The sequence below is a fragment of the Streptomyces axinellae genome, assembly GCF_039532135.1.
Lineage (GTDB): Bacteria > Actinomycetota > Actinomycetes > Streptomycetales > Streptomycetaceae > Streptomyces > Streptomyces axinellae.
Window position 1 is genome coordinate 27,253 of sequence record NZ_BAAARJ010000020.1, and the last position, 23,527, is coordinate 50,779.

General features: G+C 72.0%; 21 protein-coding genes and 1 pseudogene. 15 read left to right on the forward strand and 7 right to left on the reverse strand.

Features of this window, described 5'->3' with window-relative positions:
• Positions 1 to 37: 37 nt before the first annotated feature.
• The gene (locus ABD339_RS26450; RefSeq protein ID WP_344569346.1) at positions 38 to 925 is read right to left on the reverse strand and encodes a hypothetical protein; all 888 of its coding nucleotides are present in this window, start codon (positions 923 to 925) and stop codon (positions 38 to 40) included.
• A gap of 221 nt (positions 926 to 1,146) precedes the next feature.
• Here ABD339_RS26450 and ABD339_RS26455 point away from each other — a divergent pair, with 221 nt between their 5' ends.
• The 4 genes and pseudogenes from ABD339_RS26455 (at position 1,147) to ABD339_RS26470 (ending at position 5,140) form a co-directional block, all read left to right on the forward strand.
• Positions 1,147 to 1,449 (forward strand): ArsR/SmtB family transcription factor, encoded by a 303-nt coding sequence (locus ABD339_RS26455; protein WP_344569348.1) that lies wholly within the window; start codon positions 1,147 to 1,149, stop codon positions 1,447 to 1,449.
• A gap of 19 nt (positions 1,450 to 1,468) precedes the next feature.
• Positions 1,469 to 1,848: pseudogene (locus ABD339_RS26460) on the forward strand (VOC family protein).
• Between the two features lie 261 nt (positions 1,849 to 2,109).
• Positions 2,110 to 4,437 (forward strand): MMPL family transporter, encoded by a 2,328-nt coding sequence (locus tag ABD339_RS26465; protein ID WP_344569350.1) that lies wholly within the window; start codon positions 2,110 to 2,112, stop codon positions 4,435 to 4,437.
• Positions 4,406 to 5,140, forward strand: coding sequence for a hypothetical protein (locus ABD339_RS26470; protein ID WP_344569352.1), 735 nt, complete (start codon positions 4,406 to 4,408; stop codon positions 5,138 to 5,140). The genes ABD339_RS26465 and ABD339_RS26470 overlap by 32 nt, the downstream gene beginning before the upstream one ends.
• Before the next feature lie 584 nt (positions 5,141 to 5,724).
• On the opposite strand, the gene rpsN is transcribed toward ABD339_RS26470, so the two are convergent.
• Both rpsN and rpmB read right to left on the reverse strand, forming a co-directional pair.
• Positions 5,725 to 6,030: a 30S ribosomal protein S14 gene (gene rpsN, locus ABD339_RS26475; protein WP_344569354.1), complete on the reverse strand. Its 306-nt coding sequence runs from the start codon at positions 6,028 to 6,030 to the stop codon at positions 5,725 to 5,727.
• Positions 6,030 to 6,266, reverse strand: a complete 237-nt coding sequence (gene rpmB, locus ABD339_RS26480) for a 50S ribosomal protein L28 (RefSeq protein ID WP_344569356.1) — start codon at positions 6,264 to 6,266, stop codon at positions 6,030 to 6,032. The genes rpsN and rpmB overlap by 1 nt, the downstream gene beginning before the upstream one ends.
• Positions 6,267 to 6,343: 77 nt before the next feature.
• Here rpmB and rpmG point away from each other — a divergent pair, with 77 nt between their 5' ends.
• The 5 genes from rpmG (at position 6,344) to rpmF (ending at position 8,479) form a co-directional block, all read left to right on the forward strand.
• The gene (rpmG, locus tag ABD339_RS26485) at positions 6,344 to 6,508 is read left to right on the forward strand and encodes a 50S ribosomal protein L33 (RefSeq protein ID WP_344569358.1); all 165 of its coding nucleotides are present in this window, start codon (positions 6,344 to 6,346) and stop codon (positions 6,506 to 6,508) included.
• 63 nt (positions 6,509 to 6,571) lie between these two features.
• Positions 6,572 to 6,829 (forward strand): type B 50S ribosomal protein L31, encoded by a 258-nt coding sequence (locus ABD339_RS26490; protein ID WP_344569359.1) that lies wholly within the window; start codon positions 6,572 to 6,574, stop codon positions 6,827 to 6,829.
• Positions 6,826 to 7,977 carry a GTP-binding protein gene (locus ABD339_RS26495; protein WP_344569360.1) on the forward strand — a complete coding sequence of 384 codons (1,152 nt, stop codon included), beginning with the start codon at positions 6,826 to 6,828 and terminating at the stop codon, positions 7,975 to 7,977. The genes ABD339_RS26490 and ABD339_RS26495 overlap by 4 nt, the downstream gene beginning before the upstream one ends.
• A gap of 29 nt (positions 7,978 to 8,006) precedes the next feature.
• Positions 8,007 to 8,243 carry a 30S ribosomal protein S18 gene (rpsR, locus tag ABD339_RS26500; RefSeq protein WP_344569362.1) on the forward strand — a complete coding sequence of 79 codons (237 nt, stop codon included), beginning with the start codon at positions 8,007 to 8,009 and terminating at the stop codon, positions 8,241 to 8,243.
• 65 nt (positions 8,244 to 8,308) lie between these two features.
• Entirely contained in the window at positions 8,309 to 8,479 is a 171-nt protein-coding gene (gene rpmF / locus ABD339_RS26505) for a 50S ribosomal protein L32 (protein ID WP_344569364.1), read from the forward strand.
• Between the two features lie 86 nt (positions 8,480 to 8,565).
• Here the strand turns inward: rpmF and ABD339_RS26510 are convergent, their stop codons facing one another.
• The 3 genes from ABD339_RS26510 to ABD339_RS26520 all read right to left on the reverse strand — a co-directional run bounded on the left by ABD339_RS26510 (position 8,566) and on the right by ABD339_RS26520 (position 11,316).
• Positions 8,566 to 8,751 carry a DUF6191 domain-containing protein gene (locus ABD339_RS26510; RefSeq protein ID WP_344569366.1) on the reverse strand — a complete coding sequence of 62 codons (186 nt, stop codon included), beginning with the start codon at positions 8,749 to 8,751 and terminating at the stop codon, positions 8,566 to 8,568.
• A gap of 42 nt (positions 8,752 to 8,793) precedes the next feature.
• Complete coding sequence (locus ABD339_RS26515) at positions 8,794 to 9,936, reverse strand: PQQ-dependent sugar dehydrogenase (protein WP_344569552.1); 1,143 nt, start codon at positions 9,934 to 9,936, stop codon at positions 8,794 to 8,796.
• A 384-nt stretch (positions 9,937 to 10,320) separates the two neighbouring features.
• The gene (locus tag ABD339_RS26520; protein ID WP_344569368.1) at positions 10,321 to 11,316 is read right to left on the reverse strand and encodes an aldo/keto reductase; all 996 of its coding nucleotides are present in this window, start codon (positions 11,314 to 11,316) and stop codon (positions 10,321 to 10,323) included.
• 148 nt (positions 11,317 to 11,464) lie between these two features.
• Here ABD339_RS26520 and ABD339_RS26525 point away from each other — a divergent pair, with 148 nt between their 5' ends.
• From ABD339_RS26525 to serA, 6 genes are all read left to right on the forward strand, one after another.
• On the forward strand, positions 11,465 to 12,442 hold the full coding sequence (locus tag ABD339_RS26525; protein WP_344569370.1) for a 2-hydroxyacid dehydrogenase: 978 nt from the start codon (positions 11,465 to 11,467) through the stop codon (positions 12,440 to 12,442).
• A gap of 339 nt (positions 12,443 to 12,781) precedes the next feature.
• Complete coding sequence (locus tag ABD339_RS26530) at positions 12,782 to 16,162, forward strand: putative bifunctional diguanylate cyclase/phosphodiesterase (RefSeq protein ID WP_344569372.1); 3,381 nt, start codon at positions 12,782 to 12,784, stop codon at positions 16,160 to 16,162.
• A gap of 238 nt (positions 16,163 to 16,400) precedes the next feature.
• Positions 16,401 to 18,269 carry an acetolactate synthase large subunit gene (locus ABD339_RS26535; protein WP_344569374.1) on the forward strand — a complete coding sequence of 623 codons (1,869 nt, stop codon included), beginning with the start codon at positions 16,401 to 16,403 and terminating at the stop codon, positions 18,267 to 18,269.
• A 23-nt stretch (positions 18,270 to 18,292) separates the two neighbouring features.
• A complete protein-coding gene (gene ilvN / locus ABD339_RS26540; RefSeq protein ID WP_344569376.1) occupies positions 18,293 to 18,820 on the forward strand; it encodes an acetolactate synthase small subunit in 528 nt (175 codons plus the stop codon).
• Between the two features lie 131 nt (positions 18,821 to 18,951).
• Positions 18,952 to 19,950, forward strand: a complete 999-nt coding sequence (gene ilvC / locus ABD339_RS26545; RefSeq protein ID WP_344569378.1) for a ketol-acid reductoisomerase — start codon at positions 18,952 to 18,954, stop codon at positions 19,948 to 19,950.
• 350 nt (positions 19,951 to 20,300) lie between these two features.
• Entirely contained in the window at positions 20,301 to 21,890 is a 1,590-nt protein-coding gene (gene serA, locus ABD339_RS26550) for a phosphoglycerate dehydrogenase (RefSeq protein ID WP_344569380.1), read from the forward strand.
• A gap of 194 nt (positions 21,891 to 22,084) precedes the next feature.
• Here the strand turns inward: serA and ABD339_RS26555 are convergent, their stop codons facing one another.
• Positions 22,085 to 23,422 carry a PucR family transcriptional regulator gene (locus tag ABD339_RS26555; protein ID WP_344569382.1) on the reverse strand — a complete coding sequence of 446 codons (1,338 nt, stop codon included), beginning with the start codon at positions 23,420 to 23,422 and terminating at the stop codon, positions 22,085 to 22,087.
• Positions 23,423 to 23,527 lie beyond the last annotated feature (105 nt).

Sequence of the window (23,527 nt, forward strand, 5' to 3'; positions counted from 1 at the left end):
GGCGGCCGGGACAGCCGGCCGATGCGGCGCCTTCAGATCACCGGTGCTTCCTCTTCGCGGTGTTCGCGGTGTTCGCCGTGTTCGCGACCGCTTCCTCGGTTGCGTTCCTGGCCGTGTCCGTGGCGGGGTCGCGCGGGCGTTTGGCCGGGCGTGCGGTGACGGCGGAGGAGCTGGGCCGGGCGGCGGTGGGCTGAAGGGCCGCTGCGGGTGTCGCGACGGGGTTCGACGAGGTTTTCAGCTGGTTGAAAGGGACCGGGATTCCTAGGTGATCGCTGAATTCCTTTGCAACTGCCTGTCCCCATTCCGCGATCTTCTCGGGATCTCTGTCCGTTTTCTTGGTTCTCACTCTTTTACTCATGTAGCGGCCCGACTTGTCGTTTATCCAGCCGGCGTTGCAGGCTGGATCGTATCGGAATTCTCCGCTCAGTGCTGCCTTTCCTGCCTTCGTCGCTCCATGAATTTTGAAATCCACCGCGATGGTCGTGTGGCCCAGTCCGCTGATGTTCTTCGCCAGGCCCTCCTGGGTCGGATAGGCGATCTCCTCCTCGGGGTTCGCCTTCTGCTCTTCGAGCGCGCCCTTGCGCAGCCCGCCCAGCACCTTGAGGAAGTCCATCCGGCTCATGACCGTGAGGAGTTCTTCGCTGCCCAGCATGACGCGCCAGCGCAGCACATCCGGGTTGTCCGGTTCTCCGCGCAGGACGGCCGAGAAATGCCAGACCGCGCCAGGTTTTCCGTCGAGGATCACCTCACGGGGGATCTCCTCAAGCGGCACCAGGAAAGGGTTGACCCGGATGTCGCCCTGATCGTCCAGTTCGTGATCCTTCGCCCGCTTGGGAAGTACCGACGTACCAAGCGGGCCATTATTGCGAGTGAGGCGCCTGTTGTTCCGCTCGTCCGCCTGCGATCGCCCGGGTGTTTCTGGCATTTCCTGCCCTTGTTTATTGCCACTTCGGCGTAATTTTTCAGATGCAGTAGTAAATTCGATGGCAGGGAAAATGTGTGGTTGCCCACAGGCGAATAAAAAGGGAATTCTAGGTGTACGGATGGTGGGACAGGCGGAACAGGTGGGTGCGGCTGCCCGGGTGCGGGGCGTCGGGGGAGTACGGTCGCACTATAGGCAAGTGCGCACTTGCCTATAGTGCGGCCATGGCCGACGACCCGTTCAAAGCCCTGGCCGATCCCACCCGCCGCACCATCCTCGACGAGCTGACCGAGCGCTCCGGGCAGACGCTGTTCGAGATCTGCGCGCGGCTGAGCGCGAAGCACCGGCTCGGCATCTCGCGCCAGGCGGTCTCCCAGCACCTCGCCGTGCTGGAGGCCGCCGGGCTCGTCGAAACGCGGCGGGAGGGCCGCTGCAAGTTCCACGATCTGAACACCGCCCCGCTGCGGCAGATCGCCGAGCGGTGGCCCGTGCCCGACCCCTCCGCACCGGAGGAGAGCGCCCCATGAAGATCCATCTGACCAGCGTCTGACCAGCGTCTTCGTCGACGACCAGGCCAAGGCCCCGCACTTCTACACCGAGGTCCTCGGCTTCGTGGAGAAGCACGACGTCCCGGTGGTCGGGGCCGACCGCTGGCTGACCGTCGTCTCCCCCGAGGACCCCGGCGGCACCGAACTGCTCCTGGAGCCCGCCGCCCATCCGGCTGCCAAGACCTATCGCGACACGCTCGTCCAGGACGGCATCCCGCTCGCCCAGTTCGCCGTCGAGGATGTGCACGCGGAGTACGAGCGGCTGCGCGGCCTCGGTGTCCGCTTCACGCGGGAGCCGTTGGAGGGGGGCCCGTCACCAGCGCCGTCCTCGACGACACCTGCGGCAACCTGATCCGGATCGCGACCCAGCCGCAGTAGGTGCGCGGGCGCCGGGCCGGACCCTTTTGCGGCCTCTGTGGTCAATGCCACAAAAACCGCAAAGGATCTCTTCGGAATGGCACTCTGCTCAGAACCGGAATACGTGGCGCCGCTTCTGCCGCCACCGTGTCCCGGCCGCCCCACATCCGCACCCCGACCCCCACATCTGCACACCCCACGCCCCCACAAGCCCGTCACGCGCACAGCACGGCCCGCTCCCGGCAGAGCTAGCGCACGACCCCGGGAAGCAGGCGACCGCCCGTGACAGCCCTTGCCCGCTGGTGTCTGAAGCGCCGCGTACTCGTTCTGCTGCTCTGGCTGGCCGCGCTCTGCGGCGCGGTGACGGCATACGCCCTCACCGGCAGCTCCTACTCCAACGACTACGAGGCGCCCGGCACCGAGTCGGGCACGGCGGCCCAGCGGCTGGAGTCGGCCTTCCCCGACCGGAGTGGTGACGACGACACCCTGGTGTGGCACACCGACAAGGGCAGCGTGCGCGCCTCGGCCGTCCAGGAGCGGATGACCCGCACCCTGCACGAGGTCGAGAAGCTGCCGGGCGTCGGCTCCGTGCACTCCCCCTACGACGCCGACAACGGTTCCGACGGCCACGGCGGAGCCGGCAGCGGCGGGCGGATCAGCCAGGACGGGCGCACCGCGTACGCGAGCCTCACCTTCAGCCGGCCGGTGGAGGAGATGGACGCGCAGCAGGTCCAGCGCGTCGTGGACACCGCCAAGAAGGCGGCGGGGCACGGGCTCCAGGTCGAGGCGGGCGGCTCGGGCATAGCCGTCACCGAGGCCCCCACCGCGCAGCTTGCCGAGATCATCGGGCTGGCCGCCGCGGCCGTCGTGCTCTTCCTGGCGTTCGGCTCGCTGGGGGCCACGCTCCTGCCGCTGATCACGGCCGTCGTGTCCGTCGGCACGGCAGCGGCGGGCATCGGAGTGCTCAGCCGGTTCATGACCGTCGCCGACTTCGCCCCCATGCTGGGCACGCTCATCGGCCTGGGCGTCGGCATCGACTACGCGCTGTTCATCGTGACCCGCCACCGCAGAGGGCTGCGCGCCGGGCTGTCCGTGCGCGAGGCGGCGCTGCGCGCGGTGACCACCTCCGGGCGGGCGGTGATCTTCGCGGGGGCCACCGTGTGCATCGCGCTGCTGGGCATGCTCATCCTGCGGCTCAGCTTCCTCAACGGGGTCGCCCTCGCGGCCTCTCTCACCGTCGTCCTCAGCGTCGCCGCCTCCGTCACGCTGCTGCCCGCGCTGCTCGGCATGCTCGGGATGCGGGCGCTGGGGCGGCGCGAGCGCAGGCGGCTGACGGAGAGCGGGCCGCGTCCGGACCGGCCCACCGGGTTCGCGATGCGCTGGGCGGCCTTCGTCGAGCGCCGGCCCAAGATGCTGGGTGCGGTGGCCGCCCTGCTCATGGCCGTCCTCGCACTGCCCACCCTCGGCCTCCACCTGGGCACCTCCGACCAGGGCAACAACCCCGCGACGACCACCACCCGCAAGGCGTACGACCTGCTGGCCGACGGCTTCGGGCCCGGCAGCAACGGGCCGCTGACCCTGGTGGGCGAACTGGACGGCGCCGGGGACAAGCTCGCCTTCGACCAGCTGCCCGACGCGCTGCGCGGCACTCCCGGGGTCGCCCAGGTCAGCGGGCCGGAGTTCAACGGCAGCGGGACCACCGGCGTGATCACCGTCGTGCCCGGCACCTCGCCCCAGTCCCAGGCCACCTCCGACCTGGTGGACACGCTGCGCGAGCGGGTGCTGCCCGCCGCCGAGGCGGGCTCCACGCTCCAGGTGCGGGTCGGCGGCGTCACGGCGGGCTACGACGACTTCGCGGACGTCATCATCGGCAAGCTCCCCCTCTTCGTCGGCGTCGTCATCGGCCTGGGCTGTGCGCTGCTCCTGCTCGCCTTCCGCAGCATCGGCATCCCGCTCAAGGCGGCGGCGATGAACGTCGCCGCGGTCGCCGCCGCGTTCGGCGTCGTCGTCGCCGTCTTCCAGTGGGGCTGGGGCAGCGAGGTGCTCGGCCTGGGCGGCGCGGGGCCGATCGAGCCCTTCCTGCCCGTGATCATGGTGTCGGTCCTGTTCGGGCTCTCGATGGACTACCAGGTCTTCCTCGTCAGCCGGATGTACGAGGAGTGGCGGCTGACCGGCGACAACCGGCGTGCGGTCCGGGTCGGACTGTCGGAGACCAGCCGGGTGATCAACTCCGCCGCCGTCATCATGATCGCCGTCTTCGGCGCCTTCGTCTTCAGCGGGGACCGAATCATTTCGATGTTCGGCATCGCGCTGGCCGCCGCCGTCGCGCTGGACGCGTTCGTACTGCGTACCCTGCTGGTGCCCGCGCTCATGCATCTGCTCGGCGGCGCCAACTGGTGGCTGCCCGGCTGGCTGGAGCGGCGGCTTCCGCGCATCGGCATCGAGGGACCAGCGGCCCCCTCCGCCCCCTCTGCCCCCTTGGTCTCCGCGACCTCGATGGCCCCGGATATCACTCTGTCCCCGCAGCGCACAGAATCTCTCATTGGTCTCTCAGAATCGGCACCTACGGTGACCGCTCATGGCTACCGAAAGCACGAAGACCACGACTGACAAGACCTCCGCGGCGGACGAGAGCGCACCGGAGGAGACCTCCGCCCCGGCGTCCGCGGCCGAGGACCGGGGCACCACCGGGACGCTGCGCAAGGGCGCGAAGACGGACAGCGCCGACGCGTCCGATGAGCCCGAGGACGCCGTCGGCCCGCGCGGCGAGAAGTCCGACCACTCCAACTACTCCGCCGACGGGGCCGACGACGACCTCGACGACGCGGACGCCGAGCGAGAGGCCGCACTTGACGCTGCCGAGCGCGAACGGGCCGCCGGCCGTGGCTGGGGCGCTGGCGCGGCGGCCGTGGTCAGCGCGGGCTTCGGCCTCGCCTCGCTCACCGGTACCTCCTTCGGTGAGATGCTCCGCGAGCGCAAGCAGCTGATCGGCCAGATCTCCAGCGGCGCGCAGGGCTCGGGGGGCTCGGCCACCGAGCAGGTCAACGCGCTGTACGGCGCGCCCTGGCACGCCGCTGCCGTGGTCAACGGGATCTTCGCGGTGCTCGCCGTCATCGTCGGCGGAATCCTGCTCGCGGTGCTCAACGGCCGTGCGGGCGCCCGTCCGTGGATGAAGGCGGTCGGCCTGGGCGGCCTCGTCCTCGGGGTCGTCGGTCTGATCGTCGCCGGGGGCATGTACTTCGACCTGTTCGCCGCACAGCCCCAGGTCCCCGCCACCGGCGGCGCGGGCGCCGGAGCCGGCGCCGGTCAGTAATCCGGCAGGGCAGCGCACCCTCACCGGCCCGGGGGCGTAAGGGGCACGGCGCGTACGGGATCCGGCGCGCAGGACTCGCAAGGCCCCGTGCCCGCGTCCGGATCCCCGGGCCGAGCCCGGGGGCCGCCGCGACCCGTCGGGCAGCCGAGGCCCGCCTCGTGGCAAGGCCGAGGCGGGCGCCGAGGCGTTTTCCCCTGGGGAGCCTGCGAGCCGGTGAGCTGGCGAGCCGGTGAGTCAGGCGCTCGCCGGGAGGGCCCACGGTCATGCGGTGGCGCGGGGGGTCCTTGAGTTTCCGTCTCGTGCGCTGCCCGCGAGCGTCGGCGGGCGAGCGTGACCGGTGTCCGTCTCGCCCCCGGATGATGCGCGGGTCCCCGGCCGCCCCGGCCATCCGCTTCCGGGGGACGCCCGCGGCGGCCGAGCCGACAGGCACACCCGCCCGCGCCCCGGCGGCGGCACCCGCGCCGCCCCGTCCGCACCTCCCGCCTCGTCCCTCTCCGGCCCGGCGACCGGCGGCACACCAGCGGCACGCAGCGCTGTTGGGCGGGGGACGCCACCGAGGTGTCGCCCCCCGCCCAACAGCCTTGTCACCAGGACGACTTCGTCACCCCCGGCAGGTGGCCGGCATGGGCCTCGGCGCGCATGCTCACCCGGGAGAGGCCGAACTTGCGCAGATGACCACGCGGGCGGCCGTCCACACTGTCGCGGTTGCGCACCCGGGTCGCGCTCGCGTCCCGGGGCTGGCGGCCAAGTTCCGCCCGCGCGGCGGTCTTCTCGTCGTCCGTGGCCCGCGGGGACGCCAGGACGGCCTTCAGCTCGGCGCGCCGTTGCGCGTAGCGGGCCACGATCTGCTTCCGCTTGCCGTTCTTTGCGATCTTGCTCTTCTTCGCCATCACACACGCTCCCCGCGGGCCCGGATCCGGGCGACGGCGGCCTCGATGCCGATGGTGTCCACGGTCTTGACGGCACGCGCGCTCAGCCGCAGTCGGATGTGGCGCCCCTCACCGGGCAGCCAGTAGCGCTTGTTCTGGATGTTGGGGTCGAAGCGGCGCGAGGTGCGCCGGTGCGAGTGGGAGATGTTCTTGCCGAAGACCGGCCGGGTGCCGGTCAGTTGACAGTGGGCGGACATGCGGGGCCCTGCCTTTCTCGCCAGTGGCTCACCAGTGGCCTATCGGTAATGGAAATCATTGTCGTATGCTACCTGTCATGGCCCGCAACGAGATACGCCCGATCATCAAGCTCCGCTCCACCGCCGCGACCGGCTACACGTACGTGACCCGGAAGAACCGCCGCAACGACCCGGACCGGCTGGTTCTGCGCAAGTACGACCCCGTGGCCGGGCGGCACGCCGAGTTCCGCGAGGAGCGCTGAGCACACCGGCCCCCCCGTCCGGTCCCCGCCCTCTCCGCCCACCAGCACCCGGGAAGCACACTCATGAAGCCTGGAATCCATCCCGCCTACCGCCCGGTCGTCTTCCGCGACAAGGCCGGTGACTTCGCCATCCTCACCCGCTCGACGATGACCGCCGACGAGACCGTCGAGTGGGAGGACGGCCACACCTACCCGGTGGTCGACGTCGAGATCTCCTCGGCGAGCCACCCCTTCTACACCGGCACCGCCCGCGTGCTGGACACCGCCGGCCGCGTCGAACGCTTCGAGCGCCGCTACGGACGCGACGGAGGCCGACGATGACCCCCGCCGAACCGATGCCCGTGGTGATCGTCGGCGGGCTGCACAGCGACGCCCGGCGCGAGACGGTCCGACAACTGCTGCGCGAGATGCCCGGCAGCATCGCCCTGCACCACGACCTGTCGGCGGGCCCGGCGGGCACCGTGCGCCGCAGTGTCCGCGACTCCACGGGCGAGACCAGCCGGAGCGAAACCCCCCTGGTCAACAACTGCGCCTGCTGCGCCCTGCGCGAGGACCTCGTGCCCGAACTGGAACGGCTGGCCGACAGCGGTCTCACCCGCCTGGCCATAGTGGAGCTGTGGGATTCGGTGGAACCCCGGGGCATGGCCGAGGTCATCGCCGCCCACGGCGGCGGCGCCTTCCAGCTCACCAACGTGCTGACCGCCGTGGACCCCGCCCTGGTCCTGCCCTGCCTGGCCAACGGCGACGACCTCGCGGAGACGGGGCTCGCCGCAGCCGCGACGGACCAGCGCACCGTCGGCGACACCTTCGCACGGCAGCTGGAATACGCCCCCGTCCTCGCCGTGGCCGACAGCCCCGCCACCGGGCTCGACGACCTGGCGCTGCTGCGGCAGTTGCACCCCACCGCGAGGCAGGCGCGCATCGGGTCCGGGGGGTTGGGCACGGCCGCCCTCGCCGGGTTCGACGTGGCCGCGGCGGCGGCAGCGGTGCACCCGGCCTGCGCCCGGCTCCCCCACGACTGTGAGGAGGAGGGCGTCAGCACGCTCGTCTGGCAGCGCCGCCGTCCCTTCCACGCCGGCCGGCTCTACGAGGCGCTGGAGGACCTGTGCTGCGCCGCGGCCCGGAGCCGGGGGAGGTTCTGGCTGGCGGACCGGCCCGACAGCCTGCTCGCCTGGGACGCCGCCGGGGGCGCTCTGTGCGTGGAGGACACCGGGCCGTGGATGGCGGCCCTGCCGGACGCCGCCTGGGAGATGATGCCCGCCGAGCGCCGCACCGCCGCAGCGCTGGACTGGCATCCCGGACACGGCGACCGCTGCCAGCACCTCGTCTTCACATCCCCCGGCCTGGACCGGGAGGGGCTGCTCGCACTGCTCGACTCCTGCCTGCTCACCGAGGACGAGCTGGCGTCCGGGCCCGACACCTGGCCGCGGCCCACCGGCTTCGACCGGCTGCTCGACCCTGTCGCCTGACCCGTCCGCCCTGCACCGAGGAAGCCTCCATGCCCCGTCCCGCCAAGTCAGCGCCCGCACGCGAGAACCGGCCCAATCCGCTCGATGCGGCCGGCATCACCTACATCGACTACAAAGACACCGACATGTTGCGGAAGTTCGTCTCCGACCGCGGCAAGATCCGCAGCCGCCGCGTCACCCGGGTCGGCCGGCGGCAGCAGCGCCAGATCGCCACAGCGGTCAAGAACGCCCGCGAGATGGCCCTGCTCCCTTATTCCAGCCGCTGATCTCCACCGCACCCACCCGCACCCACCCGCACCCACTGTCTCCCCGCTCCGGCGAAAGGACCGTCATGGCCGTCCCCAAGCGCAAGATGTCCCGCAGCAACACCCGCCACCGCCGCGCCCAGTGGCGGGCGAGCGCCCCGACCCTCGTCCCCGTCACCGTCGAAGGAAGCACCTATCTGGTGCCCCAGCGCCTCCGGAAGGCGTACGAGCGCGGCCTCCTGCGTCCGGAGGGCTGAAGCGGCCGGCCGTATGACGGCCCCGGCCAAGCCGGGTGTCCCGGCCCGTGGCGAGGGCGCGGCCTTGGACGCCCGGCTGCGGCTGGTCAGCTCTCCCGCTGCTGGGGCGGACGAACGGTGACCCGTCCGGAGGCCAGGTCTATCGGGCCCTTGCCCGGGTCTCCGTCGGCCCCGTCGGCCCCGGCGTCGAAGCGGGTGTGCGCCAGCCGCTGCCGCTCGTCCTCGCTGTGCTTGCGGCCCGGCGAGAACAGTTCCTCTATCAGGTTGAACATCTGGCCACCTCAGCTCGCCGGCTCATCCGCGCCGGCGGATCATCAGCTCACCTTGAGCCGGAGGATGCGGTCATCCCCCTTCTTCGGCGATCCCCGCCCGTCCGTCTCACTGGTGACGAGCCACAGCCCGTCCCCGCCGCCGCTGGGGTCGGGTACGACCGTACGGAGGCGGCCGTACTTCCCCTTCAAGAACGCCTGGGGCCTGGCCGCGGGTTCCGCGCCCTTGAGCGGGATGCGCCACAGCCGCTCGCCGCGCAGCCCGGCCATCCAGACCGAGCCCTTGACGACAGCCACTCCGCTGGGCGAGGAGTCGGCGGGCTTCCACTGCTCGACGGGGTCCTGGAAGCCCTTCTTGTCGGCTTTGCCCTCGATGTCGGGCCAGCCGTAGTCCCTGCCCGGCTCGATCAGATTCAGCTCGTCCCAGGTGTCCTGGCCGAACTCGGAGGCCCACAGCCGCTTGTCCCGGTCCCAGGCCAGGCCCTGGACGTTGCGGTGGCCGTAGGAATAGACGACCGAGTCGGCCGCGGGGTTGCCCTGGCCGGGCGGGTCGCCGTCGGGTGTCATGCGCAGGATCTTGCCGCCGAGCGACTTCTTGTCCTGGGAGAGGTCCCCCTTCCCGGACTCGCCGGTGCCGGCGTAGAGCATCTTGTCCGGGCCGAACGCGATCCGGCCGCCGTTGTGGATGGTGCCCTTGGGGATGCCCTTGAGGAGCGTGTCCGGGGCGCCGAGCTGGTTGCCGGGCGCCTTCTTCTCGTCGTAGAGCATGCGCACGATGCGGTTGTCCGAGGCAGTGGTGAGATAGGCGTACACCATGCCGGGGCTGTCGGAGGGTACGGCCAGGCCCAGCAGCCCGCCCTCGCCGGCCGCCGTGACGCCGGGCACGGTGCCCACCTTCGTCTTCTTCCCGCTCGTGTCGTCCACCCGCACGATCTGTCCGCTGTCCCGCAGGGCCACCAGCAGGTCCCCGCCCGGGAGCGCGGCCACGCCCCAGGGGGACTTGAGGCCGGTGGTGAGGGTCTTGACCACCTTGACCGAGCCCTTGGCGGGCGCCGCCGAGGCGCTGGACTCCGCGCGTCCGTCCGCGGAGCGTTCGCCTCCGTCCGGCTTCCGGCCGCCGCCTTCGTCCTCGCCCCCGCCGGAGCATCCGGCGGCAAGCAGCAGCGCGCAGGCCAGGCCCACGCTCATACCCGTCGTTCGTCGCACGTTCCGCTCTCCCTCGCTCCTGGTGCCCCTCCCGGCAAGCTTTGCCCTGCCGCGCCGCCCGGCACGCGCGCTCGCGGCGTTGGCCGGAAGTCCTGGTAGCTCCTTCCCTAAGCTCTCAACTCCTCCCCCGGCCTTCGGCCGGGAGGGACCCCCAGAGCAGGGGAGACCCCGATCCAGGACTTCCGGCCGCCTTGCGCTCGCACGCTCGGCTCCGCTCGCGCGGACGGTGCCCCCACGACGACGCTCCTCGACGGGCAAACATCGCCGGTCACGGCACTCGGCGTCGCCCTCGGCTCGTCCCGGAAGGGCGTCTCCGGGGGAGGGGCCGCGTGCACATAGGGGACCACACCGGGCCGTCCGCGCGGGTCAGTCCCAGGAGCCGCGCGCCGCGGGCAAGGCGGCGATCTCCGCCAGGTCATCGGCGCTCAGCGCGAGGTCGGGGGCGCCCGCGTTCTCCAGGGCCCAGTGCGGCTGCTTCGTACCCGGTACGGGGATCACATGGCGCCCCTGGGCCAGCAGCCAGGCGAGGGCGACCTGGGCGGGTGTCGCGTTTCCGTGGCGGCGGGCCACCCGGCGCAGCCCGGCGACGATGGGCTGGTTGGCGGCCATCATCTCGGCGGTGAACCGGGGGTGCCGCGCGCGCAGATCGTCCGGCTCGAAGCCCCGCCCGGCGGTCAGCTCCCCGGTCAGATAGCCGTTGCCCAGCGGCATCGCGGCGAGGAAACCCACGCCGCGCGCGTCACACCACGGCAGCAGGGTCTCCAGCGCCTCCCGTGACCAGACGGACAGCTCGGCCTGCACCCCGCTCACGGGGAAGACCTGCTGCACGCGTTCGAGCTGCCGTATGGTCGCCTCGTGGATACGGGTCCCGGTGCGCCTGTCCGCGCGGGCTCCCACGGCGCAGAAGCCCAGCGCCCGCACCTTTCCCGCGGTCACCAACTCCGCCATCGCACCCCAGGTTTCCTCCACCGGAACTTCCGGATCGGCGCGGTGGAGCTGGTAGAGGTCGATCACGTCGGTCTGGAGGCGGCGCAGCGAGGCGTCGCAGGCGCGCTTCACATAGCTGGGGCGGCCGTTGGCCACGATGTGCTGCTCGCCCACCAGCAGCCCGCACTTGGTGGAGACGAAGGCGTCGGCGCGGCGCTCCTTGAGCACGCGCCCGAGCAGCAGTTCGTTGGTGAACGGGCCGTACATGTCGGCCGTGTCCAGCAGGGACATGCCCCGGTCCAAGGCGGTGTGCACGGTGCGCAGCGAGACCTCTCCGCGCTGCTGCGAGGTGGAGTAGGCCCAGTTCATCGGCATGCAGCCGAGGCCCACGGCGCCCACGCCGAGGGCTGCCGCACCGATCGTCCTGTGCTCCACCTGGCTCCTTGCTCCCTCCCGGGCGGCCCCCCAAACTAGCGGTTGCCTCCGGCGTCCCACACATATCTTCTCGTCACACGGGTCACGCCCCCGAACGGGCATTCCCCTGCCCTCCCGGCCGGGAGGGCGCTCCGCCTAGTCTCTCCCCATGGCTTCTGCGAGCGAGATCTGGCTTCCGCTTCCACCCGACTCCGTCGAGGGACTTCCGGACTCCTTGACGTACCGCTACTGGGACGGCGGGGAGGACTACCCCGCGGACCCGGCCGACTGCGCTTTCTACGTCGTCCCCTATTACAGGGGTGCGGAGGTCGCCGTACGGCCCCTCGGCCGGATGACGCAGGTGCGGGTCGTGCAGACCCTGACCGCGGGCATCGATCACATCCAGTCCGCCATCCCACGCCTCCCCACCGGAACCCGGGTGTGCAACGCCCGCGGAGTACACGACGCGAGCACTGCCGAACTCGCCCTGGCACTCACCCTCGCATCCCTGCGCCACCTCCCCGAATCCGTCCGTGCGCAAGATCACGGGGAGTGGCGGCCGGACTTCAGGCCGGCCCTCGCGGACCGCACCGTACTGATCGTCGGCTACGGCGCCATCGGCGAGGCCGTGGAGAAGCGGCTGCTGCCCTTCGAGGTGGCCGCGGTGCACCGGGTCGCACGCTCGGGCAGGGCCGCGCCGCTGGGGCCCGTGCATCCCCTCGGCGATCTCGCCCAACTCCTGCCGCTCGCCGACGTGGTGATCCTCACGACCCCGCTCACCGAGGAGACCCGCGGGCTCGCCGACGCGCGGTTCCTGGCCCGGATGAAGGACGGAGCGCTGCTGGTCAACGTCGCGCGCGGGGGAGTGGTGGACACCAAGGCGCTGCTGGCGGAAGTCGGCACTCCGGCATCCGTCCCCGGTGCGGAGGACGGCGTTCCGGGGCGGCTGCGCGCGGCACTCGATGTGACGGACCCCGAACCCCTGCCCCGGGACCACCCGCTGTGGCGGGCCCCCGGCGTGCTGATCACCCCGCACCTCGGAGGGATCACCTCCGCTTTCTACCCGCGTGCCAGGAGGCTGCTCGGTGAGCAGTTGAGGCGCTGGGAGGCCGGTGAGGAGTTGGAGAACACGGTGGCCGTGGCGTAGCCCCCGTAAACCCTCCGCGGCCGTCAGAAGCCACGCTACGGAGGCGTACGACTGCACCCTGTACCGGAACTCCCTCTTGTAGTTACCGTCTGTATTGGCACTATGTCCCTGAGTAACGAACCTGGTGTATCGTCCCGATCGGGGGGCGAAACCCGGACACGAGGGGGGCGACGGGCGAATGCACGATCAACGGACGAACTGCCGCGCACGGCACAGGGGCTGCGCAAGCCAACATCTCAACCGCCGTACGCGGCCCCCGCGTTCCGCGTCCGCGGCGGACCGCTGGACCGGGCGGCCGGGCACCGTCAAGAAGCCGCCGTCCCCGCGGGTGGTGACGCCATGACCACCCACGAAGCGGCCCCGGGGCGGGGCCGGTACTGGATGACCACCGCGACCGCGAACCCCATGGGTTCCGTGGGCTCCGGCCGGAGCCGCACCGTGACGCCGGAGCCGCGCGGAGGAGGCTCCGGCGCCGCGGGACGGACGGGCCTCGTACCACAGCTGGCACTCGCGGCCGTCTGCGCCGCCTACGCGCTCGGCGCGGCCCTCGGCTGGGGATCGCGGACCCTCTCCTTGTTCATGGGCGACTTCGGGCTCAGCGCGGGCGCGTTCCTCGCCGGTGGCTCCTGCCTGTGGTATGCGCGCACCCTGCGTGCGAGCGCGCGTCAGCGGTGCGGGGGGTCCGCAGAGGACGGGGCGGCGGAGAAGGCGAGGAAGGACCCGAAGGACCGTGACGGCGCGATGAGCGCGGCGGACCGGACGGCCAACGGCCCGGTGGGCCACGCGGGCCGGGCGGGCCAGAGCCGTACGGACGGCGGGCGAGGAGGGGCGGGGCAGCGCGACGACAGCTGGCCGGCCTGGCTCCTGTTCGGCATCTCCTCACTGATGGCCGGGCTCGGCAACGGCGTATGGGGCTGGTACGAACCGGTGCTCGGGGAGCTGATGCCCCGGCCCTCGATGGCCGACTTCTGCTTCCTGCTGTTCGCACCCCCGGCCATCGTCGGCCTGCTGGTGCTGGCCAAGCGCCCCGTCACCCGGGCCGGCTGGGCCTGCCTCGGCCTCGACGCCTGGCTGATCGGCGGCTCGCTGCTCACCTTGTCCTGGTCCCTCGCGCTCGCCCACACCGACTACTGGCAGGGGGACTCGGTGGCCCGGGCGGCACTCAACCTGGCCTACCCGCTGCTGGACATCGTGCTGGTCAGCATGGTGCTCGTGCTGCACTTCCGGCGGGCCTCGGCACACCGCAGCGCCATCAACACCGCCATCGGGGCGCTCGCGCTCACCGTGCTGTGCGACGCGCTGTTCACCTCACCGATGCTGCGCGAGCACTACGCCTCCGGGCAGCTGCTGGACGCGGGCTGGTTCGCAGGCTCCCTGCTGCTCGCCTACGCGCCCTGGGTCGCCCGGCACACCCCGCACAGCGGGCAGCAGCAGACCGAGCCGGAGCCGCTGGCCACCGCGCGGGAGGCCGAGGCGCGCGCCACCCACCCCAGCCGACCCCTCGCGGGCTCGCTGGCGGCGCTGGCGCCGTACCTGGCCGCCGCCGTGTGCACCCTGGGCATCCTCTACAACTCCCTGGACGGCCGCGAGATCGACCGGGTCGTGCTGTTCACCGGCTGCACCGTCGTCCTCGCGCTCGTCCTGCGCCAGGGCATCATGCTGCTGGACAACATCACCCTCACCCAGGAACTGGCGCAGAAGGAGAACCACTTCCGCTCCCTGGTGCAGGGCTCCAGCGACGTCATCATGATCGCCGCCTCCACCGGCATACTGCGCTACGTCTCACCCGCGGCGGCCGGGGTATACGGCCGCGAGGCCGACCAGCTCGTCGGCTCCGAACTGGCCTCGCTGGTACACCCGGAGGACCTCGGTCAGGTGCTGCACGAGCTGCGCCGCTTCCTTGCCTCCTCCTCCGAGCACGAGTCCTGCACGAGGATCGAGTGCCGCTTCCGGCACGGTGACGGCCACTGGCTGAACGTGGAGTCCACGGTCAACCGCTACCAGGGCGGCCTCATCTTCAACAGCCGCGATGTGACCGAACGGGTGCGGCTCCAGGCGCAGTTGCAGCACAACGCCTCCCACGACGCGCTCACCGACCTGCCCAACAGGGCCCTGTTCACCGAGCGGGTGCGCCAGGCCATCGGCGGGCGGCGCGGCGGGGACTGCGGCACCGCGGTGCTCTTCATCGACCTGGACGGCTTCAAGGCCGTCAACGACACCGTCGGCCACCAGGCCGGGGACGAACTGCTGGTACAGGCCGCCCGGCGGCTGCACGAGTCCGTGCGCTCGGGCGACACGGCGGCCCGGCTGGGCGGCGACGAGTTCGCCGTGCTCATCCGGGGCGACGGAGAGCCGGGCCAGGCGCCCGACGCCGAGCGCGAGCTGCGCATCCACGACATCGCCGACCGGCTCCGGCTCACTCTCTCCGACCCCTACCGGGTCGAGGGCACGGAGGTGCGGGTCGCTGCCTCCATCGGCATCGCCTTCGCCGAGCCCGGGATCACCCCCAGCGCCCTGATGCGCAACGCCGACCTGGCCATGTACCGCGCCAAGCAGGCGGGCAAGGCGCGCGTCGAGCTGTACGCGCCGCAGATGCAGGCCGAGGTCGTCAAGCGTGCCGAGCTGGCGGCCCGGCTGCGCAGCGCGCTGCACGACGGTGAGTTCGCGCTGCTGCACCAGCCGATCGTGGAGCTGGCCAGCGGCAAGATCACCGCGGTGGCCGCCGAGGCCCGCTGGCGCTCGGCCCAGGGCATCTTGTTCACCCCCGCGGAGTTCCTGCGCACCGAGGGCGCCTCGGCGCGTGAGGCGCGCGGCACCGGCGGCGAGCGTGCCGCCGAGGTGAGCCGCTGGCTGCTGGAGGAGGCCGTACAGCAGGCCGCGGCCCGCCAGCGCGCCGGATACGGGGCACCCGTGACGGTACGGCTGTCCGCGCGGCGGCTGACCGAGCCGGGGATGGAGCCGCGCAGCGTGGGCGCGCTGCTGGCCAGGCACGGGCTGGCAGCCGCACCGGGCCCGACCGGCGGCGCCGCGGCGCTCGGGGTGCCCGCCGGGTCCGCCGGGCTTCCCGGGGCGCCGGGTGCGCTGATTCTGGAGCTGTCCGACAGCGACCCCCGGATCCCGTTGGACGAGCTGGAGCGGCGGCTGACCGCGCTGCGGCGGCTGGGCGTGCTCATCGCGCTGGACGGCTTCGGCAGCGGGGCCTCGGGCGGCGCCTCGATCTCCGCGCTGCGCCGGCTGCCGGTGGACATACTGCGTCTGGACCGGGGGCTGACGGACGGCATCGTGGAGTCGTCGCGGCAGCGCAAGATCACCGCCGGGCTGCTCAGGATCGCCGGGGACCTGGGGCTGACCACCGTCGCGGAAGGGGTGGATCTGCCCGAGCAGGCCACACTGCTGCGCGAGATGGGCTGCACCCACGGACAGGGCGCCGTCTTCTCCGGTCCGCTGGACGAGCACCGGCTGCGCCGGGCACTGGCGCACGGCGTCTACGCGGTGCCCGAGTCCAGCCGCAGCGGGGGTGCCTCGGGACACGGTGAGGAGCACCCCGGCAGCCATCCGGGGACGCGTCCGGGTGGGCCTGCGGGGCCCGGGGCCCCCGGGGGCCGGGCTGTCGCGGTCGCGGGCGTGCTGCCCGTACGGCAGGGGGGTACGGCTGGGTCCGAGGCTGTGACCCGTCCCCCGCGGCGCTCGAATACTGAGACGCCTGTCCCACCCGCTTGACACCTGGGGCCTACGGGGAGAGGGTCGTCAACATGCGCACCCGAATTCTCGTACTTGGAAAGCGCGTCGGCTGACCGGGGTTCCCACCACCCCGCGACCACAGCGGCGCGCTCCCCTCGCTTGCCTCCCGGCACGAGGGGTTTTTTGTTGCACCAGCACCTGAGCACACACCGGCAGCACCTCCCCAAAACAGCCCAAAACGAGCGTCACCCCTCACTCTTCGAGAAGAGATAAGCCGATGACCGAGCAGGCCACCGGGGCCCCCAAGCCGCAGCCGCGGGCCCGAAACGGCGGACAGCAGCAGACTTCCGTGCCGGCCCAGGCCGCCCCCAGCATCACGGGCGCCCAGTCCCTCATCCGCTCCCTTGAGGAAGTCGGCGCCGACACGGTATTCGGTCTCCCCGGCGGCGCCATCCTGCCCGCCTACGACCCGATGATGGACTCCGCCAAGGTCCGCCACGTCCTGGTCCGCCACGAGCAGGGCGCGGGCCACGCGGCCACCGGCTACGCGCAGGCCACCGGCAAGGTCGGCGTCTGCATGGCCACCTCGGGCCCCGGCGCCACCAACCTGGTCACCCCCCTCGCCGACGCGCACATGGACTCGGTGCCGGTGGTCGCCATCACCGGACAGGTGGCCTCCGGCGCGATCGGCACGGACGCCTTCCAGGAAGCCGACATCTGCGGCATCTCCATGCCGGTCACCAAGCACAACTTCCTGGTCAGGGACCCCGACGACATCCCCAAGACGATCGCGGAGGCATTCCACATCGCCTCCACGGGGCGCCCGGGGCCCGTCGTCGTCGATATCGCCAAGGACGCGCTCCAGGGCCGGACCACCTTCCAGTGGCCGCCCGCCACCGACCTGCCCGGCTACCGCCCGGTCACCAAGCCGCACGGCAAGCAGATCCGCGAGGCGGCCAAGCTGATCGCCGAATCCCGGCGCCCGGTGCTCTACGTCGGCGGCGGCGTGCACCGCTCCGGCGCCACCGCGGAGCTGAAGGTGCTCGCCGAGCTGACCGGCGCCCCGGTGACCACCACCCTCATGGGCATCGGCGCCTTCCCCGACAGCCACCCCCAGCACCTGGGCATGCCCGGCATGCACGGCACCGTCGCCGCCGTCACCGCGCTCCAGAAGGCCGACCTGATCGTCGCCCTGGGCGCCCGCTTCGATGACCGCGTCACCGGCAAGCTGGACTCCTTCGCGCCGCACGCCAAGGTCGTCCACGCCGACATCGACCCCGCCGAGATCGGCAAGAACCGCGTCGCCGACGTGCCGATCGTCGGGGACGCCCGCGAGGTGCTGGCCGACCTGGTGGTCGCCCTCCAGTCCGAGGCGGCCGAGAGGCCCGGCGCCGGCTCCGGCGACCGCTACGCCGACTGGTGGGTCCAGCTGAACCGCTGGCGTGACGCCTACCCGCTGGGCTACGACCTGCCCGAGGACGGCTCCCTCGCCCCGCAGCAGGTCATCGAGCGCATCGGCCAACTGGCCCCCGAGGGCACGATCTTCGCGGCCGGCGTGGGCCAGCACCAGATGTGGGCCGCGCATTTCGTGGACTACGAGCAGCCCGCCACCTGGCTCAACTCCGGCGGCCTGGGCACCATGGGCTACGCCGTGCCCGCCGCGCTCGGCGCCAAGATCGGCATGCCGGATCGCACCGTGTGGGCCATCGACGGGGACGGCTGCTTCCAGATGACCAACCAGGAGTTGGTCACCGCGGCCCTCAACGGGGCGCCCGTCAAGGTCGCCATCATCAACAACGGCGCCCTGGGCATGGTCCGCCAGTGGCAGACCCTCTTCTACAACCAGCGCTACTCGAACACGGTGCTGCACAACGGCGAGGAGGGCGAGCCCAACCGGGGCACCCGCCTCCCCGACTTCGTCAAGCTGGCCGAGGCCATGGGCTGCGTCGGCATCCGCTGCGAGGACCCCGCACAGCTCGACGCGGTGATCGAGAAGGCCAACTCCATCAACGACCGCCCCGTCGTCGTCGACTTCATCGTCAGCGAGGACGCCATGGTCTGGCCGATGGTCGCGGCAGGCACCTCCAACGACGAGGTCATGGCGGCGCGCGGCGTGCGCCCCGACTTCGGCGACGGCGACGACTGATCCGGAACGGAAGGCACGAGCAGATGTCCACCAAGCACACCCTCTCCGTCCTGGTCGAGAACACCCCCGGCATCCTCGCCCGGATCGCCTCGCTCTTCTCCCGCCGGGGCTTCAACATCGACTCGCTCGCCGTCGGCGTGACCGAGCACCCCGACATCTCGCGGATCACCATTGTGGTGAACGTCGAGGACCTGCCACTGGAGCAGGTCACCAAGCAGCTCAACAAGCTGGTCAACGTTCTCAAGATCGTTGAACTGGAGCCGGCGTCCGCCGTCCAGCGTGAACTCGTCCTCGTGAAGGTCCGCGCCGACAACGACACCCGCTCCCAGATCGTGGAGATCGTCCAGCTCTTCCGCGCCAAGACCGTCGATGTCTCGCCGGAGGCCGTCACCATCGAGGCCACCGGCGGCGCCGACAAGCTGGAGGCGATGCTGAAGATGCTGGAGCCGTACGGCATCAAGGAACTGGTGCAGTCCGGCACGATCGCCATAGGGCGCGGCGCCCGCTCCATCACCGACCGGAGCCTGCGCGCACTCGAACGCTCTGCTTGACGGCGCACTTGCTGGTACAGCTTGAGTACCCCTCGCCGCCGCGGCTTTCGCCGCGGCGGCGGAGCAGAAACGGGGGGCCGCGTTTTCCGTCGTCCCCCGTCACCCCTTTCACGCACAAGGAGAATTCCCCAGTGGCCGAGCTGTTCTACGACGACGACGCCGACCTGTCCATCATCCAGGGCCGCAAGGTCGCGGTTCTGGGATACGGCAGCCAGGGCCACGCCCACGCGCTGTCCCTGCGCGACTCGGGCGTCGATGTCCGGGTCGGCCTGCACGAGGGCTCCAAGTCCCGCGCCAAGGCCGAGGAGCAGGGCCTGCGGGTGACCTCGCCGGCCGAGGCCGTCAAGGAAGCCAGCGTGATCATGGTGCTGGTCCCGGACCCGCTCCAGGCCAGGATCTACGAGGAGTCCATCGCCCCGAACCTGAAGGACGGCGACGCGCTGTTCTTCGGGCACGGACTCAACATCCGCTACGACTTCATCAAGCCCCCGGCCACGGTCGATGTGTGCATGGTCGCCCCCAAGGGCCCGGGCCACCTCGTGCGCCGGCAGTACGAGGAGGGCCGCGGCGTCCCGTGCATCGTGGCCGTCGAGCAGGACCCGAGCGGCAACGGGCTGGCGCTCGCCCTCTCCTACGCCAAGGGCATCGGCGGCACCCGGGCCGGTGTGATCAAGACCACCTTCACCGAGGAGACCGAGACCGACCTGTTCGGCGAGCAGGCCGTGCTCTGCGGCGGCACCTCGGCGCTGGTCAAGGCCGGTTTCGAGACCCTGGTCGAGGCCGGCTACCAGCCGGAGATCGCCTACTTCGAGTGCCTCCACGAGCTGAAGCTGATCGTGGACCTCATGTACGAGGGCGGCCTGGAGAAGATGCGCTGGTCGGTCTCGGAGACCGCCGAGTGGGGCGACTACGTCAGCGGCCCGCGCGTGGTCAACGACCAGACCAAGGCCGAGATGAAGAAGCTGCTCGCCGAGATCCAGGACGGCACCTTCGCCAACAACTGGATGGCCGAGTACAACGCGGGCCTGCCCAAGTACAACGAGTACAAGAAGGCCGACCAGGACCACCTCCTGGAGACCACGGGCAAGAAGCTGCGCTCCCTGATGAGCTGGGTGGACGAGGACAAGTAGGTCCCTCGTCCGGAAGGTTCCGGAGGGCCTCCGGGAGGGTTCCGCAGGCCCTCCCCGGACGCGGTCCGGCCGGCCCCCGCACCCGGCGACGACGGGATCCGGCCCCCACGGGCGCCGCCCCGTGGCCGCCGGGTGCGGCGGCGGTGCGGCTGCCCCCGGGGAACCCCCGGAACGTCTGCTGCCGCGACCTGCGCGCGGCTAGACTGCGTAGCACACAGGCTCACAGCGTCGTGCGTCTGCCCTGCGCCCGCGGGGATGACACCCCCCTCCTCCGTGCACGGCCGTCGGGACTCGGCCGGCCACCTGCCCCGCTGCCGCGCGGGGATGATCCGCCAGGACTTGGAGACCACGTGAGCAAGCCCGTAGTACTCATCGCCGAAGAGCTGTCGCCCGCCACCGTCGACGCGCTCGGTCCGGATTTCGAGATCCGGCAGTGCAACGGCGCCGACCGGTCCGAACTTCTCCCCGCTCTCGCCGATGTCGATGCCGTCCTCGTCCGCTCCGCCACCAAGATCGACGCCGAGGCCGTCGCGGCTGCGGGCAAGCTGAAGGTCGTGGCCCGTGCGGGCGTGGGCCTGGACAACGTCGATGTCCCCGCCGCCACCAAGGCCGGCGTGATGGTCGTCAACGCGCCGACGTCCAACATTGTCACCGCCGCCGAACTGGCCTGCGGACTGCTGATCGCGACGGCCCGCAACATCCCGCAGGCCAACGCCGCGCTCAAGAACGGCGAGTGGAAGCGCAGCAAGTACACCGGTGTCGAGCTGAGCGAGAAGACCCTCGGCGTCGTCGGTCTCGGCCGCATCGGCGTGCTGGTCGCCCAGCGCATGTCGGCCTTCGGCATGAAGGTCGTCGCCTACGACCCGTTCGTGCAGCCCGCGCGGGCCGCGCAGATGGGGGTGAAGCTGCTCTCGCTGGACGAGCTGCTGGAGGTCTCCGACTTCATCACCGTCCACCTCCCCAAGACCCCCGAGACCCTCGGGCTCATCGGTGAGGAGGCGCTGCGCAAGGTCAAGCCGGACGTGCGGATCGTCAATGCGGCGCGCGGCGGCATCGTGGACGAGGAGGCGCTGGCCGCCGCGATCAAGGAGGGCCGGGTCGCGGGCGCCGGCCTGGACGTCTACGCCTCCGAGCCGTGCACCGACTCCCCGCTGTTCGCCTTCGACCAGGTCGTGGCCACCCCGCACCTGGGCGCTTCGACGGGCGAGGCGCAGGAGAAGGCGGGCATCGCCGTCGCCAAGTCGGTACGGCTGGCGCTGGCGGGCGAACTGGTCCCGGACGCGGTCAACGTCCAAGGCGGCGTGATCGCCGAGGATGTGCGCCCCGCGTTGCCGCTGGCCGAGAAGCTGGGCCGGATCTTCACCGCGCTCGCGGGCGAGGTCGCCGTCCGGCTGGATGTCGAGGTCTACGGCGAGGTCACCCAGCACGACGTCAAGGTGCTGGAACTGTCCGCGCTCAAGGGCGTGTTCGAGGACGTGGTGGCCGAGACCGTCTCCTACGTCAACGCGCCGCTGTTCGCGCAGGAGCGCGGCGTCGAGGTGCGGCTGACCACCTCCAGCGAGTCGGCCGAGCACCGCAACGTGGTCACCGTGCGCGGCACCCTGGCCAACGGCGAGGAGATCTCAGCCTCCGGCACCCTGGCGGGCCCCAAGCACCTCCAGAAGATCGTGGCCATCAACGACCACGGGGTGGACCTCGCGCTCGCCGACCACATGGCCTTCCTGCGCTACAGCGACCGCCCCGGCGTCGTAGGCACCGTCGGACGCATCCTGGGCGAGGCGGGCATCAACATCGCCGGGATGCAGGTCTCCCGTGCGGAGGAGGGCGGCGAGGCGCTCGTCGCGCTGACCGTCGACGGCACGATCGACACCCCGGTGCTCGCGGAGATCGCCGGCGAGATCGGCGCCACCCGCGCCCAGGGCGTCAACCTGACGGACTGAGGCCGGGCCCGGAAGCAGGGACCGGACGATCCGATCCCCTGACACCAGGGACAGACGGAACGGGACCGCGCGGAGACCTCTCCGCGCGGTCCCGTCGCGTCCGGGCCCCGGCCCCGGGCTCCGGACCACTGGCGCGGCCCTGTCCCTCAGCGTCCCTCAGCGGCCGTCAGCGTCCGTCAGCGTCCGTCAGCCCCTCACAGTCGGGCCGCCTTGAGGGCCATGTGCAGCAGGAGGCGGTCCTCGCCCTCGTCGAGGTCCAGGCCGGTGAGGCGCTCCACCCGGGAGAGGCGGTAGTAGAGGGTCTGCCGGTGGACGCCGAGGGCCGCCGCCGTGCGGCCCGCCTGCCCCGCGCAGTCGAGGAACACCTCGGCGGTGCGGGCCAGTTCGCGGTGTGCCGGCCGCAGCAGCTCCCGTACCACAGGGTCGGGGGCCGCCGCCGCATGCGTGCCCGGCGCACCCCGGAGGCGGGCCAGCATGCGGTAGGGGCCGATGGCGTCCCACTCGGCGAGCGCGCCGGGCAGCGACTCGGCCCGTGCGGCACGCGCCGCCGCCAGGGCCTCGGCCCACGCCTCGGGCAGCCCGGCGACCCCGGTGCGCGGCGCGCTCAGCCCGGCGGTCGGCCCTGCGGCCGTGTCCGGTCCCGCTTCCGACCGCGCGTCCGGCCCGGGTCCAGGCCCCTGCGCAGGCCCCGGCCCCGGCCCTGATCCGCCCGTGTCCGTGCCGCCGCCTCCGCCACCGGAGGGGGAGACGGAGACGGGGGAGCGCAGCAGTCGCTCGGCCGCCGTGCGCGCGGGCTCCAGGCCGTGCGGGCCGCGCAGCCGTACGAGCACCGCCAGTGCGCCGTCCCGCGCGCACTGCGCGGCCAGCCGGGGGATCGCGGCGGGCACCGGGCCGCGACCGGGGCCGGGGGACTCGTCCTCGGGCCAGGGCGTGACGGCGACCAGCGCCAGCGGCCCCGAGGCGGTGGCGGAGCCCAGCGCGGTCCGCAGTCCGGCCAGCGCCTCGTCCCGCGCGCCGTCGCCGAGAGGGGCGAGCGCGGCACGCAGCAGCTCCCCGGTGCGGGTCTCGTCGCGGGTCCGGGCCGCCAACAGGGCGCCCGCGCGGTCGGCCACCGCCATCGCGGCGGTCAGCCGGGGATCGGTCAGCTCCAGGGCCCCGTCGTCCAGCAGCCAGATGTAGCCGTAGACCACGCCCCGCTCGCGCACCGGCAGGCAGATGCGGCCGTGCACCATCCCGGTCCCCTGGTCCGGGGGCGACGCACCGTTGGCGGCCTGCGGCGGGACGCGGACGGGGCCGGTGGCCCGGGTGATGCCGAAGCTCTCGAAGAAGGCGCGGACGGCGGGCGTGGAGCGGCGCTGGAGGATGGTGCGGGTGCGCACCGAATCGAGCGGGGGGATGCCTGCCTCGTCCTCGTCGCCCCCACTCTCGTGTGCGCCGAAGGCGATCAGCGCGAAGTCGCGGCCCTCCAGCGTGGCGGGCGTGCCCACCAGCTGGGAGACCTCGTCGATCAGCGCCTGATAGTCCTCGCGCATGCCGCCCGGGCCTCCGTCGTCGCTCGTTCCCTGCCCTGCCGCCCTGCGCTGTCCGCGCTTGTCGGCCGCTGCGCGGGAAGTGCTCCCCGGGCAGCTGTGCGGGGC

What these genes read in the sequence shown, in the direction of transcription:
- ABD339_RS26535 (WP_344569374.1), top strand. Translation starts at nt 16,401, where the DNA reads ATGACCGAGCAGGCCACCGGGGCCCCCAAGCCGCAGCCGCGGGCCCGA.
- rpmG (WP_344569358.1), top strand. Translation starts at nt 6,344, where the DNA reads ATGGCCCGCAACGAGATACGCCCGATCATCAAGCTCCGCTCCACCGCC.
- rpmB (WP_344569356.1), bottom strand. Translation starts at nt 6,266, where the DNA reads ATGTCCGCCCACTGTCAACTGACCGGCACCCGGCCGGTCTTCGGCAAG.
- ilvN (WP_344569376.1), top strand. Translation starts at nt 18,293, where the DNA reads ATGTCCACCAAGCACACCCTCTCCGTCCTGGTCGAGAACACCCCCGGC.
- ABD339_RS26515 (WP_344569552.1), bottom strand. Translation starts at nt 9,936, where the DNA reads ATGAGCGTGGGCCTGGCCTGCGCGCTGCTGCTTGCCGCCGGATGCTCC.
- ABD339_RS26530 (WP_344569372.1), top strand. Translation starts at nt 12,782, where the DNA reads ATGACCACCCACGAAGCGGCCCCGGGGCGGGGCCGGTACTGGATGACC.
- ABD339_RS26525 (WP_344569370.1), top strand. Translation starts at nt 11,465, where the DNA reads ATGGCTTCTGCGAGCGAGATCTGGCTTCCGCTTCCACCCGACTCCGTC.
- ABD339_RS26555 (WP_344569382.1), bottom strand. Translation starts at nt 23,422, where the DNA reads ATGCGCGAGGACTATCAGGCGCTGATCGACGAGGTCTCCCAGCTGGTG.
- rpsN (WP_344569354.1), bottom strand. Translation starts at nt 6,030, where the DNA reads ATGGCGAAGAAGAGCAAGATCGCAAAGAACGGCAAGCGGAAGCAGATC.
- ABD339_RS26510 (WP_344569366.1), bottom strand. Translation starts at nt 8,751, where the DNA reads ATGTTCAACCTGATAGAGGAACTGTTCTCGCCGGGCCGCAAGCACAGC.
- ABD339_RS26455 (WP_344569348.1), top strand. Translation starts at nt 1,147, where the DNA reads ATGGCCGACGACCCGTTCAAAGCCCTGGCCGATCCCACCCGCCGCACC.
- rpmF (WP_344569364.1), top strand. Translation starts at nt 8,309, where the DNA reads ATGGCCGTCCCCAAGCGCAAGATGTCCCGCAGCAACACCCGCCACCGC.
- rpsR (WP_344569362.1), top strand. Translation starts at nt 8,007, where the DNA reads ATGCCCCGTCCCGCCAAGTCAGCGCCCGCACGCGAGAACCGGCCCAAT.
- ABD339_RS26450 (WP_344569346.1), bottom strand. Translation starts at nt 925, where the DNA reads ATGCCAGAAACACCCGGGCGATCGCAGGCGGACGAGCGGAACAACAGG.
- ABD339_RS26470 (WP_344569352.1), top strand. Translation starts at nt 4,406, where the DNA reads ATGGCTACCGAAAGCACGAAGACCACGACTGACAAGACCTCCGCGGCG.
- ABD339_RS26495 (WP_344569360.1), top strand. Translation starts at nt 6,826, where the DNA reads ATGACCCCCGCCGAACCGATGCCCGTGGTGATCGTCGGCGGGCTGCAC.
- ABD339_RS26490 (WP_344569359.1), top strand. Translation starts at nt 6,572, where the DNA reads ATGAAGCCTGGAATCCATCCCGCCTACCGCCCGGTCGTCTTCCGCGAC.